The organism is Pedobacter sp. GW822-FHT03F06 (assembly GCF_058801365.1).
In genome coordinates this window covers 290,052-307,898 of record NZ_JBXANE010000002.1, presented here as the reverse complement: position 1 = coordinate 307,898, position 17,847 = coordinate 290,052, and the positions used below count along the sequence as shown (strand labels likewise).

Genomic DNA, 17,847 nt, shown 5'->3' with positions numbered 1-17,847 from the left:
CATCGTCATTTCGACCGCAGTGGAAAAATCTTTTAAAGTCGCGGAAAAGATTTCTCCATTGCAGTTCATCTGATAGCTATCGGATCGAAATGACGATTTTGAGCGCTTAATTAACTTTATTTCAAATCTTTCAAAATCTCGGACACCGCTTTTTCGAGTTGAGGATCTTTATCTGCCAGGCGGTCTTCGAAAGTATTTTTCACGAAGATATCTGGCTTAACGCCTTCTTTCTCGATGTTTTTGCCATCCATGGTATAACAGCCCCACGATGGCAAACGGTAAGAAGAACCATCAACCAATCCTTTAGCCGAAGTAAAAATAATCCAACGGTAGGTTTCTGTACCGATAATCTTACCCAATTTTAATTGTTTAAACCCTGCAGCCGTCATTTCAGCATCACTTAAAGATTGTTCATTAATAAGCAATACAATTGGCTTTGCTGCAGGGCCAAAATTACTTTGTGGCGCCATTTTACCGCCGCGGTATTTCCATTGTAAATAAGGGCGCTGAGAAAGGAATTTTAGCACATCATCATGTACGTTCCCTCCGGTATTGTAACGCAGATCGAGGATAATGGCTTCCTTATTTTCTTCTTGAGCAACCATATCCAACAAGAAAGTTTCCAATTCTCCACCACCCATGTTTTTCATGTAAGAATAAGCAATCCTGTTGTTGCTCCATTTATCAACATTTTTATGGTTTTGAGTGATCCACTCATCGTAAAGATTTCCACGCAAAGTACCTGAACTTTCAGGATGTACGTTTACGAAAACATCTTTTCCGTTACGCTTAAAGGTCAAAGTGATTTCTCTATCCAATGATGGTTTACTAAAATAATAATCGCGGTCTATTTTTTCATCTACCTTAACACCATTTACTTCTGTAAGAATATCTCCTGCCAAAATATTGGTTCCGGTACGGGCGGCATTACTTTTAGCCGCAATACGTTTAACCTTTAAAGGATTTTCATTATCGAAGATGATTCCTGTTTCGTTGGTGATGTAAGTAAGGTTTTTACGTTCCTCTGCCCCTGCACTGTTAAAGCCCATATGCGAAGAATTCAGTTCGCCCAACATATCGTTCAATAAAATCCTCAGGTCACTGCGGTTGTTCACATAGGGCAGATAAGCGGCATAACGTGTTCTCATTTTATCCCAGTCTACACCATGAAATTTTTCATCATAGAAATTTTCATCCAAACCTACCCAGGTTTCGTAAAACATCTGGTTAAACTCGGCATTCAGGTTTCTGGTAAATTTATAACCGTGGTCTACGCGGTCAAGCTTGTTCCCTTCTAAGGTATATTTATTGATTGCACCTCTTGATAAAACGAAAAATTTATCCCCTGATGAAATAATCGAATAATCGCCCCCATCAGCAACTTTTTCTGTTTTATTGGCTTCAAAAGGCTCAATGGTAGTGCGGTAAAGGCCTGGGGCGCCACCTTCGTGGTTAGATGAATAAAAAACATAAGTTTTATCGCCTTTTGCAAAAGCATCAGTTCCGTACTGGCCACCAAATGAAGGGCCAACCAGTTCTACCCGATCTAAAATATCCTGTGTATTAATGGTAATTACATTTGCTGGTTTTGGCGTAGGTTTTACCTCAGTTTTCTTTTTAGCTGTATCTGCTTTTGCTTTTTTATCATTTTTATTATCAGTTATTGCAGGCTTAATTTCAGTTGGTGCAGGTTTGGTTTCTTTAAACAGGTCATCAAACTTATCAGAACGGTAAGGTTCATCATAATTGTTCAATGCCATCCGGTAAATGTGCGCATTCTGCATTCCCGTTGGGTAAGAAGGCTTGGTACGGGCGCTGGTAAAGAAAATATACTTGCCATCTGGCGACCATGCAGGCCCTGTTTCGGTAACACCTGTATTGGTTAAATTAATGGTTTTATTGCCTTTAATGCTGTGTACCATAATGTCCTGCTCGAAATTCCGGTATACCGTAAAAAGTACATATTCATCATTAGGTGAAAAGCTTGGCGCAGCGCTTTGTAGGGCCCAAAACTCGTCGGTCACCAACGTTTTAGCATCAAAAGTTTTAAGATCCATTAGCTTGAGTTCGTTTCTGCCGCTCAGGTACACCGCCATGGTTTTAGTTTTGTTCAAGGTAATATCGCGTACATTTGCTTTATCCTTTGTAAGCTGTTTTACAGATCCTTTTCCATCACCAGTAATGGTAAACCAGTTTTGATAGCCATTTGCCGTTTGACTGAATAGAATTGTTTTGTTATCGGCCAGCCATTTGCATTCTAAAGCACGTTCACCACTGTTGGTAATCTTACGGATAAATTTTCCGTCTGCATCGCTTACAAATACTTCACCACGTGAAATAAAAGCCATTTTTTTCCCGTCAGTAGAAACATCAAAAGCCGAAATATTTCCGCGAACATCGTACTCCTGCTCTTTACTCAACACTTGGTTACGCGAAGTACTGATATTGATTTTCTCGGTTTTCTTCGAAGCTACATCGTAGGTGTACAATTGATAATCCTTCTCAAACACAACCGTAGTTCCATTGGCCGAAACAAAGGGGCGTTTAATGGAAGTATCAAAATTAGTCAGGCTTGTTTTCTTGCCACCAATAAAAGTGTACAGATTGTATTCCTCATTGCCCTCATCTGATACAAAAAAGACATTCCCTTTTTGATCAACACTGGTCCAGAAATCTTTCCCGATATAATCGGTATAACTTTTATAACTTTTCGATTTTGGGTTGTACGATTGGATATCTGGATTGTAGGCTCCTTTGTAGTGTTTGCGGTTTGCAAATCGGTAACTCTCCCAGGTATCGTTAAAAAACAGTTCACCACTTGGCGATTCGGCAATATGGTGCGTAGTATTGAAATAATTATCGAATAAACGAACGGCCGTACCACCGTTTACACTTACTTTATAACTCGAAAAAGAATTATAGCGACCAGATGTGAAATAAATTGTTTTTGAATCCCAGCTCCAGTTATCTACTTCATCTGCAGCGTCGTTAAAAGTTAATTGTTTAATATCACCACCGGTTAAAGGCATAACATATACGTCGTAATTACCAAACTGATTGGATGAAAAAGCCATCCATTTCCCATCAGGAGATATTTTCGGATTAATTTCTTCCCCTTGCATGGCGGTAACCCTGGAGGCTACCCCTCCTTTTACAGGTACTTTCCAGATATCGCCATCATAGCTGAATACTATTGTTTGTGCATCGGGCGTTAAAGCAGGGTATGCAGCAAAGTAGGTTTGCCCTTGAGCAAATGAATGAATGGGCAACAAAAATGCGAATGTTGCAAGCGATTTCAACAGCGATTTGATCATGATTTATTTTGTTTGGCTTTGGATGCCTTAACCCGGCTTGTTTAAAATAACCATCAAACTTTGGGACTATTATTTTAGACATTAAAGGGAACATCCTACAATAAAAAAGCGATAAAAAATATTAAGATGAAATTACGCAACAGATTTTATATTCGTAAACAATAAAATGTATTTTTGATTGATTTGAAAGTAGTACACCTAAATACCTATGATGGAAATGGCGGAGCAGGGCGTGCCTGTTTGCGCTTAAGTGATGCCTTAAAGGCCAGTGGAATCGATTCAAAAGTATTGGTTTACTATAAATTTGGTCAAAACCCGAAGATAGATACCTTTAGCAAGTCGCCTTTTCAAAAAGCGAAAGCCATTTACAATATCCTATCCGAAAGATATTATTCAAAATGGTTAAGCAAATCAATAAAGACGCCTTTCAGTTTGCAGTGGTTTGGCCGTTCGGTAATTAGCCACCCCGATGTTAAAAATGCCGATGTTATCCATTTACATTGGATAAACCACGGCTTTCTTAATCCTAAGTTTTTAGCCCAGCTTGATGAACTGGAAAAGCCAATTGTATGGACTTTTCATGATAGTAACGCTTTTACAGGTGGGTGCCACGTGCGTTATGGGTGCGAAAATTTTCACCAGCAATGCGGCAACTGCCCGATTTTAAAAATAAGCGGCAAAAATGATATTTCTCATAAAACCTGGGTACGTAAACAAAAGGCATATACTGAATTGAATTTTCACATTGTGGCACCTAGCAAATGGATGGCTGCATCGATAAAGTTCAGTAGTTTGTTGGGCACGCGGAAAACTACAGTTATACCGAATACAATTGAAACAAAAATTTTTAAACCTTATGTTAAATCGGAGGCAAAAAAAATCTTAAAGATCAATCCTGATAAATTTGTTTTGATGAGCGGATTTATGCCCTCAAAAAACGACAAACATAAAGGAACCCCCTATTTAATCGAAGCTTTAGAAATCCTCTCGCGCAGAGCAGGAATACAAAAAGAAAATATTGAACTGGTTATTTTCGGTAATAAGGAAAATGCAGAAATGCCCGAATTTCCTTTCAAAACTACATTTTTGGGTACCATTAATAAAGACGATCATTTGGCAAAATGTTATTCGGCCGCCGATGTTTTTATTACGCCTTCTCTCGAAGATAATCTACCCAATACAGTGATGGAAAGTTTATCGTGTGCCACGCCTGTTGTTGCCTTTACTACGGGAGGGATTCCGGATATGGTGAAACACATGCAGAACGGTTACCTGGCCGAGTATCAAAATGCGGAAGATTTAGCTAACGGCATTGAATGGCTATACCACCGCCCGAATAAAGAAGAAATCCAAAAGGCGGCCAGATTGAGTATTTTAACCGATTTCTCGGAAGAAGTAATCGCTGCGGAGCATATCCATCTTTACGAAACATTGATTGATTTACAGCCGAAGTAAAACTTACCATGGAACCAGGCAAAAGTTATCTCGATAATATTAAGACCCTGAAGTCGGCCATTTTACAAAGTCGCTATCGTGCCGCAACTTTAGTAAACAAAGAACTTTTAACGCTGTATTTTGCCGTTGGGAAGTTTATTTCAATTAAAATTAAAGAAGAAAAATGGGGTGCTAAAGTTTTAGAAAACCTCTCCAATGATTTACAAAATGAACTACCGGGATTGAGAGGATTTTCAGCAACGAATATGAAACGGATGCGTTTGTTTTTTGAATCATGGGAAGAGCATTCGCTAATTAGTCCAACACTGTCGGGCCAATTACAAAACATTGATTTAAAGGACATTAAATTTAGACCGACAGTGTCGGACCAAATAGAAAACAGTTTTTTTAACCTAAGTTTTTCACACCATCTAGAAATCATTTTAAACACAAAATCTCTAGATGAAAAAAGATATTACATACAAAAATCCACTTCTGAATTTTGGAGTTTAAGCACCTTAAAAAACCATCTCAACAACCAGACTTTTCAAAAAACCGGAAAACTGCCAAACAATTTTTCGAATACAATTTCTAATGATGACATAAGGCAAAAAGCACTGCAGACTTTCAAAGATGAATACTTATTGGACTTCATCAACATTGAAGATGCTGACGAAAATGATGAGCGGGTTTTAGAAAGTGAAATAGTACATAATGTTAAAAAGTTTCTAATGTCATTAGGTTCTGATTTTGCTTTTATTGGCAATCAATACCGGTTGATCGTAGAAGAAGAAGAGTATTTTTTAGACCTTTTATTTTTTAACCGCCGTTTACAGTGCCTGGTGGTTTTTGAGTTAAAAACCGGCAAATTTAAGCCAGAATATATGGGCAAAATGAATTTCTACCTTTCAGCTCTGGATGAATATATAAAGCAACCTCACGAACAGCCCTCAATAGGGATCATTTTATGTAAAGAAAAAAACAACAAAGTGGTGGAGTTCTCTTTCAGAGATTTTAACAAAGCAATGGGTGTTTCTACCTACAAAACCAGTAAGGTGCTACCATCTGCTTATAAAGGCTTATTACCGGATGTAGAAACCCTCAAAAAGTTAATGGATTAACTGCTTAAGAACACGATAAATTTTAGTTTAATTCTCTGGTTTGCACGTCAAATGTTTCCCCAATTTCATTTTCATATTGAGGCAGAAAATTCGCACAATCTTTATTAAATTTACTCCAATCCAAAAAAGCATCCCTTGCCAAAGCTAACTGTCATCACCATTGTATACAATAACGTTCGCGATATCGAACGTACCATTCAATCTATCCTTAAACAGACCTATGAAAAAATCGAATATATTGTAATAGACGGCGCATCAACTGATGGCACTTTGCAGGTTGTGGAACGTTATAAAGATCAGATTACAAAAATTGTATCAGAACCCGATAAAGGGATTTATGATGCCATGAACAAAGGTTTAGCATTAGCAACAGGCGATTATGTTTTATTTATGAACTCAGGTGATGAGATTTATGATGAACAAACAGTAGAAGATGTTTTTGCCTCTGCCCCTGGTGCCGATATTTATTACGGAGAAACGGAAATGTACAATGATAACTGGGAAAATTTAGGCCGCAGAAGGCACGAGGCACCCGAAGAGTTTGATTGGACCAGCTTTAAATACGGCATGAACATTAGCCACCAAGCCATTTATATCCGCCGCAGCATTATTACACCATACGATTTAACTTATAAGTATAGCTCAGATATTGATTGGATTATCAAAGCAGCAAAAAAAGCCTCGAATATTGTTAATGTTCACCGTTATGTAGCCAAATACCTGGTTGGTGGCATGAGTAAGAAAAAACACCGCGAAAGCTTAAAAGAGCGGTTTAAAATCTTCACCAAATATTATGGTTTAGTACCGAATATCTTTAATCATATTATCATTGCAGGTAATTTAGCTTTGTATTTTGTAAAACACCGTAGAACCAACGATTAACCAATCTCCAGCAGGTCGTCATTCTGAACTTGTTTCAGAATCTATCCAGCTAGACAGTATTATTACCTTAAAGATGCTGATCCCGAAGATTCGGGAAGCATGACGATCGGGTTAATTAATATGGCAATCTCAAATTTTTAAAAACAATAATTTTCCCTAACTGTCTTTAATACATCACCTATTAAAAATTTAAAGATTATGGGACAATTAAGTAACCGCACTATTGCTGTACTTACAGAAAGCGGATTTGAAGAAGTAGAATTAACCGACCCAGTTAAAAGGTTAAAAGAAGAGGGCGCAACCGTTCACATTATCTCCTCAAAAAGTGGAAAAATAAAAGCCTGGGACCATGATCATTGGTCGATAGAAGTTGATGTAGACAAAACCATTTCTGAAGCAAATGCCGAAGATTATAATGGCTTGCTACTACCGGGCGGTGTTATTAATCCTGATCAGCTTCGTGTTAACGAAGATGCGATAGCATTTGTAAAATCTTTCTTTGCCGATGGGAAACCAGTTGCGGCAATCTGTCATGGGCCTCAAACCCTAATTAATGCAGATGTGGTTCAAGGCAGAAAACTTACTTCAGTAAAAAACATTTCACAGGATCTGATCAATGCAGGTGCACTTTGGTCGGATGAGGAAGTGGTTGTAGACCAAGGTTTGGTTACGAGCCGTACACCAAAAGATTTACCAGCTTTTAATGATAAAATTGTAGAGGAATTTGCCGAAGGTGTTCACGAAGGGCAGCACGCCTAAAAACTTTGGACGCTCTTTCTAGATTCACTCAAAAACGGTTGGCAAATTGTCAGCCGTTTTTATTTATTTGGTGCCGTCAGATGTTACCATCTGACGAGCGTTATTCTCCATAAAACAGAATTACCTTGTTTAATCCTTTTCAGTGTCGCATGGTAACATCCAACCACACTAACATCTGACACCACGGCACTTTACAATTTAACCTGCCTAATAATATTTTTGATGTTTAATTCAATAATATCGGTCATGGTTTTACAGCGCAAATAATTTGTATCCTTAAAATAATCGCTCATACTCTGTTTTAGCAGCGCGATATTTTCTGGTGTGGTGAGTTCTTCTTTGTTCGAAACGTCGCGGAGATCAGTTAATCGATGGCGTTCGCTCCTAACCCTGTGCACAATCGACGAACGTTCTTCCTGTTGATATTGGAGTACGGTTTTCTCCGTCAGCTGCTCCATGCTCATTTTCACATAAGGTAAATTCTCTTTAAAAAACTGGGGCAGATAAACCTTTAAATTTCCTTCGTAAAACTGTTGGTCGAAATCTATTGCACGGATACGAAACTGGATATCATCAAAATCGGGTGTTATCTGTACTACGAAATTATACGCCCGCATATCACCCAAAAGCATAATTAAACAACGTTCGTTAAACTTTACAAACTCTTTTGCAATACGGGTTGGATTAAATTCAGGTGTGTATAATTGTCCTTTTGTAAAAACATCACCCGGAATCCCCGCAATATGTTCTTCCACTAAGGTATTCCCATCAACAAGATAATTTACCTGATTGGGCGAAAGGATTTCTTCCATTTCCAGGCCATATATACGCGAAGCATCGGCTTTTTTAATGTAGAAATAATCGTAAACATCATTTAAACGATTTACAATGCGGATACGAAATGGATGGGTATTTCCGAAGGTGCAATATTCTATTTTATCGATGTACTTATGCTCCACAATCCGCAGATTGCCAGATGCTTTTAAGTTTGCATAAATTTCCTTTAAACCATCATGCAAAGTTTCAATTAAATCCTGTGCATATATCGGGCCTTCCCAGAGCGAATCTTTACCAAACTTATCCATTAAAGGGAAAGCTTCGTTAAACTGCATTAAATCGTTATAACCGATGGGCAATTTCGCTTCGCGCTGGTAAGTACGTAAATATTTCTGCAAAGCAGGCGTTACCGGAAAAATCGGTTTCTTTTTCGAAATTCTTACATCGTTGTTTTCCATGCAGCGGCAATGTACTATTTTAAAAAATTAACCGCAAAGGCCGCTAAGTTTTACGCGAAGAAAGAAAAAGTCTGTAGCGTTCTTTGCGCTCCATTTCCTTTGCGAGCTTTGCGGTTACTTCGGATAACTAAACGGCAATGCACTCAAATACCTGCTGATTTTCCGGTAAGGATAATTCCCTGCACCATGATCGGCAAACTGAACAATAATGGTATTCGTTTTCGGATCAATGTATAACCTTTGGCCCAGCATGCCTTCAGCAGCATAATCGCCCTTATCGCCTTCTTGTGGAATCCACCAGAGATAGTGATGGGCTGATTTTTGCCAGCCTTTTGCCGATGCAGGTTTTTCTGAACCTATATTTATCGATTGATTTACCCAGCTTTCTGGAACGACCTGTTTGCCGTTGTATTTGCCTTTATTTAAATACAACCGGCCAATTTTAGCGAAATCGATAGCAGTCACCTGAAAACGGCTCGCGGTATTTGTTAAACCGTTAACCTGATCCAATCCCCAGGTTGCGTTATACTGTGTTCCCATCTGTTTCCATACATTGGCTTCGAAATATTGAGCCACCGATTTACCAGTTGCCTTTTGCAAAACCCAACCCAATAAAATCGGATCGATACTTTTGTACTTCCAAACCGTGCCGGGTTTATTTACCAGTTTAACTTTCATCAGTTGGGCTTTCATATCATCCGTATAATAATATTTGGCTTCATCAGAAAAAAATGCCTTAACAATGCCCCCCAGTGCATCCTGAAATTCGAGCCCCGATTTCATATCTAAAAGGTTTTTCAATGTGATCTCTTCAAAGGCGGAATTCGATTTTAATTCGGGAATATACTGGGTTACTTTATCGTTTAAATTTTTAATGCTATGATCATTTAATGCTTGCCCGATCATAATAGAAATCATGCTTTTGGCACCAGAAAATATGGTGGTTAAGGTGCTATCACGATAACCCTTATCATATTTTTCGTATAAAACACTGTCGTTCCTGATCACGATAAAAACATTGATCTGCCCATTTTTTAAATATTCTTTCAATGGAATAGATTGATTATTTCCGTCCAGGACATGAAGTGTATCTAAATCGTTCCGTCGCCTGGCCGATCTGATAAAATGAAAGGCAGAATCGCTTTTATGCGAAATTTCCTGCGGGAAAATTTTATATGTTTCGGCACCAGGTGTTCTATTTTTTAACACGCTTAACAGGTAGGGCTTCCAAAGAAATAGCGCAAACAGCGATAAAAAAAATGAATAAATCAGAATTAAGAGTATTTTTTTGAAAGTTTTCATGGGTAGGCGTTATCCCAACAAATATAAAATATTTAGGAAATTATGCCTGCTTTAGCAATTCATTTGTGGTAAAAAGAAGTTGATGTTTAGGTTTATATTTCCACCTTTTATGGCTCCACAACCAATACTCGGGCTTTGCCCTGATAATTTCTTCCAAAAAACGGGTGTGCATTTCAGTAATTTCGAACTCAGCGGTCCCGGCCGGATTTAAACAGAGAGGCACACAATTTACCTCATAAAAGCCTCGTTTAAGCACCTTGATTTTGAAATAAAAGATAGGCTGGTTGGTACGTTTTGCAATTTTTTCAATCCCTAACTGAACCGAGCTGGGCTGATGCATAAAGTTTGTCCAATAATGTGATTCGTCTTTCGAGGGTGCCTGGTCATTCCCAAAACTAAATATGCTCGGTTTATCTTTACTCGCCTGCAAAGCCCTCATGGTTTGTCGCATGGCAATTAATTTGTTACCGAATTTGCTTCGTACTTTTTTAAACCAAGTATCGAAAACTGGATTGGTTAAGGGCTTATAAATAGGATAATGATCTGCAGAAAAATTGAGCCCAATACCTAAGGTACCCCATTCCCAGTTTCCATAATGTGCTGAACAGACTAATACACTTTCTCCCCGATCTAAATATTCCTGAACCTGTGCTTTATTTTTAAATATGAAACGCCTTTCGATTTCTTTTTTTGAGATATTGCCCATTTTAATAATCTCGAAGACCAGCGAAGCCAGGTATCGGTAAAAGCGTTTTTCGATAACCAAAATTTCTTCTAATGTTTTATCAGGAAGCGCATTTAATAAATTTTTCCGAACAACTTTACGCCGGTAGCCGAAAACAAAATACAGTAGTAAATAAGCTCCATCGGCCAAAATGTATAAAGCAGATAATGGAAGCAGAGATAATACGCCTAAAAAAAATATTCCCAAATGGGAAATCCCCTTTTTAATCATACCAGAAATTTAAAGTGCTAATTTAAAAAGCACCTTAAAAAATTATGCCACGAAAATGTTAGATTTCATATTTAGACAAATGGATTAGCTAAGCCATGGCATCCATTATGTTCTGATCTTTTTTGATGATTTCTGAAATCTTTTGTTCAGGTTTATATTTCCATCTGCGGTGACTCCATAACCAATATGAAGGTGCTTCATTAATCATATCCTCTAAAAAGTGCGTATGCATTTCGGTGATTTCGAACTCAGCAGTTTCTGCTGGGTTTAAACAGATCGGCACACAATCTACTTCGTAATATCCTCTTTTTAAATAATTTATTTTGAGGTAAAACACTGGTCGGTTTGTTTTTCTGGCAATTTTCTCAACCCCTAACTGGATGGAAGATTCCTGATTTAAAAAGGTCGTCCAGTAGTTCGATTCATCTTTTGAAGGCGCCTGATCGCTTCCAAAAGTAAACATGGTCGGTTCATTTTTACTCGATTGAATAGCCCTTAAAGTTTGACGCATCGACACCATATGGTTACCAAATTTGCTTCTCATCGTCAAAAACCAGTTATCAAAAGCTTCGCTGCTCAACGGTTTATAAATTGGGTAATGTTTGCCAGAAAAGTTTAATCCGATAGCCATGCACACCCATTCGTAATTGCCATAATGTGATGAACAGAAAAGCACACTTTCGTTATTTTTGAGATAAGCTTCTACCAGGTCGGTATTTTTAAATTTTACCCTTTTATTTAATTCCTTTTTAGAAATGCTTTTCATTTTAATCACCTCAATAAAAAGTGAGGAGAAAAATTTATAAAAACGTTTTTCTATGGCATTGATATCAGCAGTATTTTTCTCGGGGAATGCATTAACAAGATTTTCTTTAACCACTTTCCTACGGTAGCCAAAAACATAAAATATTAACACATAAAAAGCATCCGCCAATCTGTATAAAATAAATAGCGGCAAAAGAGAGAGCATATTTAATAAAAATATACCCATTTTGGATAACCCTTTATTAATCATGAGGTGGGATGATTAGTTTGCTTGCAAAAACACAAAATTAAAGCTGAGCGCAAAATTAATTGCCATATAATTGTTAGTTTTTTATTCCCATAGGTTTTATGAAAATACATTGACAAAAAATCGCGCATTTGATTAACAATTTAACTGGCCAGCAACGACTTGTCTGATGTTGTTCTCCACTTGCCATTAGAACCCGCAACTTTGGTGATCAGACGAATTACCAACCCAACCTATTAGCACAACCCTAACGATTCTAAACCTTATTGCAGCGGTATCCCCCGATTCTTCATCGGGGATTTAGCGGAAAGAAGGACTAACATTAAAAAATGTACTGAAACTGCTTTCCTTATTATTTTTATCACCGCCTAAGAATCTAATTCCTTCAATTGACAAATTCAGGGGTTCTTACTATTAAGTTGTCAACCCCAATAAAACCTTTAAACGCAAAAAAGCCCCGATTTACATCGGGGCTTTTTGATATATATTTTAAGTCCCCATTAGGGGATTTAGGGTTTAAGCGAATTGCTTTCCTTTAACTTTACGTTCTTGTTCTGTTAAGAAGATTTTACGTAAACGCATGCTTTGCGGCGTAACCTCGATATACTCATCAGCCTGGATATATTCCATAGCTTCTTCTAAAGAGAATTTAATTGCCGGTGCAATACGGGTATTATCATCAGTACCAGAAGCACGCATGTTGGTTAATGCTTTACCTTTTACCACGTTTACTACTAAATCGTTATCACGGATGTGCTCACCCATAATCTGACCTTCGTAAACATCAGTTCCTGGATCGATGAAGAAACGGCCTCTATCTTGTAACTTATCGATTGAATAAGCAGTAGTTTGTCCTTTTTCCATTGAAACCAATACACCGTTTAAACGACCAGGAATTGTACCTTTCCAAGGCTCGTAAGCTTTGAAACGGTGTGCCATAATTGCCTCACCAGCAGTAGCAGTTAAAACGTTGTTACGTAAACCAATGATACCACGTGCAGGGATTTCGAATTCTAAGTGTTGTAAATCGCCTTTTGGCTCCATAATTAACAACTCACCTTTACGTTGAGTTACCAATTCGATTACTTTACCAGAAACTTCGCCTGGAACATCAACGATTAAAGTTTCAATTGGCTCATGTTTCTTACCATCAATTTCTTTAATGATAACCTGAGGCTGACCTACCTGAATCTCATAACCTTCACGACGCATCGTTTCGATTAATACAGATAAATGGAGAATACCACGGCCATAAACCAACCAAGCATCAGGAGAAGCTGTTTCAACAACTTTTAAAGCTAAGTTTTTCTCCATCTCTTTATACAAACGTTCTTTAATACGCTGAGAGGTTACTAATTTACCTTCTTTACCAAAAAATGGAGAGTTGTTAATGGTAAACAACATGTTCATCGTTGGCTCATCAATGCTGATAACCGGTAATTGTTCTGGTGCCTCAAAATCAGCGATTGTATCGCCAATATCAAAACCATCAATACCTACAACTGCACAAATATCACCAGAACTTACTTCTGTAGTACGGATTTTACCTAAACCTTCGAAAGTATAAAGTTCTTTTACTCTTGATTTTACGATTTTACCATCGCGTTTAATTAAAGTAACCGGTTGGTTTTCTTTAATTGTACCACGGTGTACACGACCGATTGCGATACGACCTACGAAAGATGAATAATCTAACGAAGTGATCTGCATCTGTAAAGTACCGTCGTTGATTGGTGCAGGTGGAATGTTAGCCACAACCGCATCTAATAAAGCGAAAATATCAGTAGTTGGCACTTTCCAATCGGTACTCATCCATCCTTGTTTAGATGAACCGTAAATTACAGGGAAATCCAACTGATCTTCAGTTGCTTCAAGGTTAAAGAACAATTCGAAAATCTGCTCATAAACCTCTTCTGGGCGACAGTTCTCTTTATCCACTTTGTTTACTACCACAATTGGTTTTAAACCAAGGGCTAAAGCTTTTTGCGTTACGAAACGCGTTTGAGGCATTGCACCTTCAAAAGCATCGCAAAGTAAAAGTACACCATCTGCCATTTTCAAAACACGCTCTACCTCACCGCCGAAATCCGCGTGACCAGGAGTGTCAATAATGTTAATTTTTACGTCTTTGTACTGAACGGATACGTTTTTAGATACAATCGTGATGCCACGCTCGCGCTCCAAATCGTTGTTATCCAATATCAAATCTCCTGTTTGTTCGTTGTCACGAAAAATAGAACAAGAATGTAAAATCTTATCAACCAAAGTAGTTTTGCCGTGGTCAACGTGTGCTATAATAGCTATATTTCTAATCTTTTGCATAAAATGCGCCTCAAATTTGGCGCAAAGATAGTGTTTTGAAATGGATTTTCTACTATATCTATTACTATTTAATATGATGATAATGTTGTAATTATCTCATTTTAAACAGAAAAGCGAATACCATATTTTTCACCTTTATTACAGCCCTTACCTTTCCGTCGGATTGTTAGAAAATCCTGAGCAAGCTTAAACTAAATTTAGTTTTAGATTCAGTTGTAGAACATAATTAACAGATTTTTAACCAGATTCTCCTGTTAAAAGCATAATTTTTATATTATGAATATCATTACTTTTACCTGCCTATTAAAATCAACAGATGAAAATTGAATCGCACACGTTAAACAATGCCAATATTGCCGAAGTTCTTTCAGAAGAAATAATTATTAATAATGCAGCCGATGGATTAGACTTATTGGGAAACCTATACTACCAGGGATTTGATAAAATTATGATACACGAACAGAACATTACACCTGCTTTCTTCGACCTGAAAAATGGAATAGCAGGAGAAATTCTCCAAAAGTTTTCAAATTACCGGGTAAGCCTCGCAATTATAGGCGATTTTACCCCATATCAAAGCAAAAGCATTAAAGATTTTATTTACGAAAGCAATAAGGGCAAACACATCAATTTTTTGGGTTCGACGACTGAAGCCCTAACAAAGCTAGCTGGATGAAGTTTATGATATGCTTAACCAATCCCCGTAAGAGATTACGCCTAGCTCTGGCCTTGCCTTTCCTTCTAAAATGGCAATAAACTCCAATGCATGTCCGTCAGGATCATTAAAGTAAATGGCCAAAGCAGGCATCCAGGCGAAAACCATTGGTTCGCAGCTTCCACTTTTAAGAAAGTTATAGGGCTTCAGGTTTTTAGATCGGAGAAAGCTGACAGATTTATTCAATACATCATCTAGATCACAGCTGAAGGCAAAGTGCCTGATATCGATTTCGTCTTTAGGTTTTTCCCAGATCCCCAACATGGCTTGCTGGGGTTTTCCGATCCAGAAAAAGGCAATTTTGCGTTCTTCTTCGTAATGGCACATCGTTAAGCCCAATGTATTACTGTAAAAATCAATCGCCCTGGCTAAATCTTCTACATAAATATGTGTTTCAAACAGTCCTTTTATCATATAGTGAAGGTAGAGATAAGTTATAGGCACAAAAAATCATGTTTTTCGATACTGCCATCAATAAAATCGATATCTGAAGCCGAATGGGTTACCAAAACTCAAATGCTGCATTAAGAATAAATAACACGATCGAAATGAGCAAAAGGTTTTTAAAATATGCAGGCAGGTGCAGCATTACTTTTATCGCATTGATTGGGCTTTATTTTCTGATTGCCTTTTGTTGCTCACGCATTACCATAAACGCCAATCCTTCAAACGCTAAAGAAATTGCCATATATATTATGACTAACGGCGTACACACCGATATCATCGTTCCGGCTGTTAGTGCAGAAATGAACTGGACAAAAGAAATCAGTTACCAAAATACACTTGAAGCCGATAGCACTTATCAATACCTGGCTTTGGGCTGGGGCGATAAAAAATTCTACCTCGAAACGCCAGAATTTTCTGACCTTAAACTGAGTAACGGCTTAAGGGCGATCTCTGGACTGAGTACATCTGCCATGCACACCACCTATTACAAAAATATACGGGAAGATGCGAGCTGTAAGAAAATTATCATCAGCAAGGCGCAATACCGACAACTGATCGATTACATTTTAAATAGTTTCAAAAAAGACGAAACCGGACATTTGGTCAACGTTAAATCAAGCATCCATTATGATATTGGTGATGCCTTTTACGAGGCAAAGGGAAGTTACAGCATTTTTAAAACCTGCAATACCTGGGCAAATGCAGCATTAAAAGCGTGCGGGCAAAGAAGCTGTTTGTGGACCATTTTCGACACTGGTATTTTTTTAAAATACCAGTGATAAAATACCGTGAATAACTATACAGGTATTTTACACCTTTAAGCAATTCTGCGTACAAATTTACTCGCCGCATTAATCAGACAGCACAAAGCGTTAATTTTATTCTTAAACGAAGTATTAACCTTAACGCTATGCTGTTCAACTCTTTTAGCTTTGCTGCTTTTCTGCCCATAGTTTTTATACTGTATTGGGTTTTGGGAAAAGAACGTTTAAGATCTCAAAATATATTATTGCTGACTGCAAGCTATTTCTTTTATGCCTGCTGGGATTGGCGGTTTATGTTCCTGCTCATTTTTTCCACCTTACTGGATTATTTCACCGGGTTAAAAATGACGGAAAGCAAAAATAACAGGACTAAAAAATTTTGGTTCTGGCTGAGTATTTCCATTAATCTCGGTTTTTTAGGCGTATTCAAATACTATAATTTCTTCGCCGATTCTTTCGCTGATGCTATTGCAAATTTTGGCCTTCAGGTAAACCCATGGACATTAAAAGTCATTTTACCTGTTGGTATATCATTTTACACTTTTCATGGCCTGTCATACGTAATCGATATTTATAAGAACCGTATACCGGCAGAAAAGAACTTTATCGATTATTCTTTATTTGTGAGTTTTTTTCCCCTACTGGTTGCCGGGCCCATAGAACGGGCAACGCATTTACTTCCTCAGATCAAAAAAGAAAGATCTTTTGATTACAGCAGGGCGATTGATGGTTTACGACAGATTTTATGGGGCTTGTTTAAAAAAATCGTCATTGCCGACCAGTGTGCCAATTATGCCAATATGATTTTTAATCATTCCGGTGAATATTCCGGCAGCACTTTATTGCTGGGTGCCATTCTTTTTGCCTTTCAGATTTATGGCGATTTCTCTGGCTATTCAGACATTGCCCTGGGTACAGCACGTTTATTTGGGATAGAGCTGTTAAGAAACTTTGCCTACCCCTATTTTTCCAGGGATATTGCCGAATTTTGGCGTAGGTGGCATATCTCGCTATCCACCTGGTTCAGAGATTATCTCTACATCCCCTTAGGCGGAAGCAAAGGTGGAACCTGGATAAAAGTACGGAACACGTTTATCATCTTTTTGGTAAGTGGTTTTTGGCATGGGGCCAACTGGACATTCATCATCTGGGGATTGCTAAATGCCTTGTATATTATGCCCTCGATTGTTTTTAACACTAACCGATCGAACTTGAATACCGTTGCACAGGGAAAGACATTTCCAAGTATAAAAGAATTAGCAGCGATTATATTAACCTTTGGTTTAACCGTTTTCACCTGGATCTTTTTCAGGGCAAATTCTGTTCAGCATGCTTTTAATATCATATCAACCATTGGTTCCGAATCATTTTTCTCCATTCCTCAAATACTGCCAATTAAACTATTTCTATTACTGGCTTTATTTATTTTAATCGAATGGAATGGCAGGATGGAGCAATATGCCATTGCCAAATTTGCCTTGTCGTGGCCAAAACCAGTAAGATGGGGCATTTATTACGGCCTTGTTCTGGTGATATTCTTTTTCGCAGGCGCCGAACAACAATTCATTTACTTTCAATTTTAGTT

Annotated in this window: 14 protein-coding genes; 7 read left to right on the top strand and 7 right to left on the bottom strand. The window is 37.9% G+C overall.

Translation table 11 applies throughout. The features are described 5' to 3' along the window. Positions 1-116: 116 nt before the first annotated feature. Positions 117-3,314, bottom strand: a complete 3,198-nt coding sequence (locus AC1RJ8_RS03895) for a S41 family peptidase (protein WP_492952598.1) — start codon at positions 3,312-3,314, stop codon at positions 117-119. Positions 3,315-3,488: 174 nt separating this feature from the next. On the opposite strand from AC1RJ8_RS03895, the gene AC1RJ8_RS03890 reads away from it, so the two are divergent. From AC1RJ8_RS03890 to AC1RJ8_RS03875, 4 genes are all read left to right on the top strand, one after another. Then, entirely contained in the window at positions 3,489-4,769 is a 1,281-nt protein-coding gene (locus AC1RJ8_RS03890; RefSeq protein ID WP_492952597.1) for a glycosyltransferase family 4 protein, read from the top strand. A gap of 8 nt (positions 4,770-4,777) precedes the next feature. Continuing rightward, on the top strand, positions 4,778-5,869 hold the full coding sequence (locus AC1RJ8_RS03885; RefSeq protein ID WP_492952596.1) for a PDDEXK nuclease domain-containing protein: 1,092 nt from the start codon (positions 4,778-4,780) through the stop codon (positions 5,867-5,869). A 135-nt stretch (positions 5,870-6,004) separates the two neighbouring features. Next, entirely contained in the window at positions 6,005-6,751 is a 747-nt protein-coding gene (locus AC1RJ8_RS03880) for a glycosyltransferase family 2 protein (RefSeq protein WP_492952595.1), read from the top strand. Between the two features lie 198 nt (positions 6,752-6,949). Continuing rightward, on the top strand, positions 6,950-7,510 hold the full coding sequence (locus AC1RJ8_RS03875) for a type 1 glutamine amidotransferase domain-containing protein (protein WP_492952594.1): 561 nt from the start codon (positions 6,950-6,952) through the stop codon (positions 7,508-7,510). 191 nt (positions 7,511-7,701) lie between these two features. Here AC1RJ8_RS03875 and AC1RJ8_RS03870 read toward each other — a convergent pair whose 3' ends face one another. From AC1RJ8_RS03870 to typA, 5 genes are all read right to left on the bottom strand, one after another. After that, positions 7,702-8,745, bottom strand: coding sequence for a hypothetical protein (locus AC1RJ8_RS03870; RefSeq protein WP_215130037.1), 1,044 nt, complete (start codon positions 8,743-8,745; stop codon positions 7,702-7,704). A 114-nt stretch (positions 8,746-8,859) separates the two neighbouring features. Next, positions 8,860-10,047, bottom strand: a complete 1,188-nt coding sequence (locus AC1RJ8_RS03865; protein WP_492952593.1) for a serine hydrolase domain-containing protein — start codon at positions 10,045-10,047, stop codon at positions 8,860-8,862. Positions 10,048-10,087: 40 nt separating this feature from the next. Next, positions 10,088-11,002, bottom strand: coding sequence for a lysophospholipid acyltransferase family protein (locus AC1RJ8_RS03860; protein ID WP_492952592.1), 915 nt, complete (start codon positions 11,000-11,002; stop codon positions 10,088-10,090). 88 nt (positions 11,003-11,090) lie between these two features. Beyond that, entirely contained in the window at positions 11,091-12,017 is a 927-nt protein-coding gene (locus AC1RJ8_RS03855; RefSeq protein WP_492952591.1) for a lysophospholipid acyltransferase family protein, read from the bottom strand. Between the two features lie 513 nt (positions 12,018-12,530). Beyond that, on the bottom strand, positions 12,531-14,336 hold the full coding sequence (typA, locus tag AC1RJ8_RS03850) for a translational GTPase TypA (protein ID WP_057931394.1): 1,806 nt from the start codon (positions 14,334-14,336) through the stop codon (positions 12,531-12,533). Positions 14,337-14,652: 316 nt separating this feature from the next. Between typA and AC1RJ8_RS03845 the strand changes: the two genes are divergently transcribed. Further along, a complete protein-coding gene (locus AC1RJ8_RS03845) occupies positions 14,653-15,012 on the top strand; it encodes a DUF4180 domain-containing protein (protein ID WP_492952590.1) in 360 nt (119 codons plus the stop codon). A 3-nt stretch (positions 15,013-15,015) separates the two neighbouring features. Here AC1RJ8_RS03845 and AC1RJ8_RS03840 read toward each other — a convergent pair whose 3' ends face one another. Next, a complete protein-coding gene (locus AC1RJ8_RS03840; protein WP_492952589.1) occupies positions 15,016-15,465 on the bottom strand; it encodes a VOC family protein in 450 nt (149 codons plus the stop codon). A gap of 134 nt (positions 15,466-15,599) precedes the next feature. Between AC1RJ8_RS03840 and AC1RJ8_RS03835 the strand changes: the two genes are divergently transcribed. Together AC1RJ8_RS03835 and AC1RJ8_RS03830 are read left to right on the top strand one after the other, a co-directional pair. Beyond that, positions 15,600-16,277: a TIGR02117 family protein gene (locus AC1RJ8_RS03835; RefSeq protein WP_492952588.1), complete on the top strand. Its 678-nt coding sequence runs from the start codon at positions 15,600-15,602 to the stop codon at positions 16,275-16,277. 131 nt (positions 16,278-16,408) lie between these two features. After that, positions 16,409-17,845 (top strand): MBOAT family O-acyltransferase, encoded by a 1,437-nt coding sequence (locus AC1RJ8_RS03830; RefSeq protein ID WP_492952587.1) that lies wholly within the window; start codon positions 16,409-16,411, stop codon positions 17,843-17,845. Positions 17,846-17,847: the final 2 nt, after the last annotated feature.

Coding starts and splice junctions, on each gene's coding strand:
- AC1RJ8_RS03895 (WP_492952598.1), bottom strand. CDS start 3,314: ATGATCAAATCGCTGTTGAAATCGCTTGCAACATTCGCATTTTTGTTG.
- AC1RJ8_RS03885 (WP_492952596.1), top strand. CDS start 4,778: ATGGAACCAGGCAAAAGTTATCTCGATAATATTAAGACCCTGAAGTCG.
- AC1RJ8_RS03875 (WP_492952594.1), top strand. CDS start 6,950: ATGGGACAATTAAGTAACCGCACTATTGCTGTACTTACAGAAAGCGGA.
- AC1RJ8_RS03870 (WP_215130037.1), bottom strand. CDS start 8,745: ATGGAAAACAACGATGTAAGAATTTCGAAAAAGAAACCGATTTTTCCG.
- AC1RJ8_RS03865 (WP_492952593.1), bottom strand. CDS start 10,047: ATGAAAACTTTCAAAAAAATACTCTTAATTCTGATTTATTCATTTTTT.
- AC1RJ8_RS03860 (WP_492952592.1), bottom strand. CDS start 11,002: ATGATTAAAAAGGGGATTTCCCATTTGGGAATATTTTTTTTAGGCGTA.
- AC1RJ8_RS03855 (WP_492952591.1), bottom strand. CDS start 12,017: ATGATTAATAAAGGGTTATCCAAAATGGGTATATTTTTATTAAATATG.
- typA (WP_057931394.1), bottom strand. CDS start 14,336: ATGCAAAAGATTAGAAATATAGCTATTATAGCACACGTTGACCACGGC.
- AC1RJ8_RS03845 (WP_492952590.1), top strand. CDS start 14,653: ATGAAAATTGAATCGCACACGTTAAACAATGCCAATATTGCCGAAGTT.
- AC1RJ8_RS03840 (WP_492952589.1), bottom strand. CDS start 15,465: ATGATAAAAGGACTGTTTGAAACACATATTTATGTAGAAGATTTAGCC.
- AC1RJ8_RS03835 (WP_492952588.1), top strand. CDS start 15,600: ATGAGCAAAAGGTTTTTAAAATATGCAGGCAGGTGCAGCATTACTTTT.
- AC1RJ8_RS03830 (WP_492952587.1), top strand. CDS start 16,409: ATGCTGTTCAACTCTTTTAGCTTTGCTGCTTTTCTGCCCATAGTTTTT.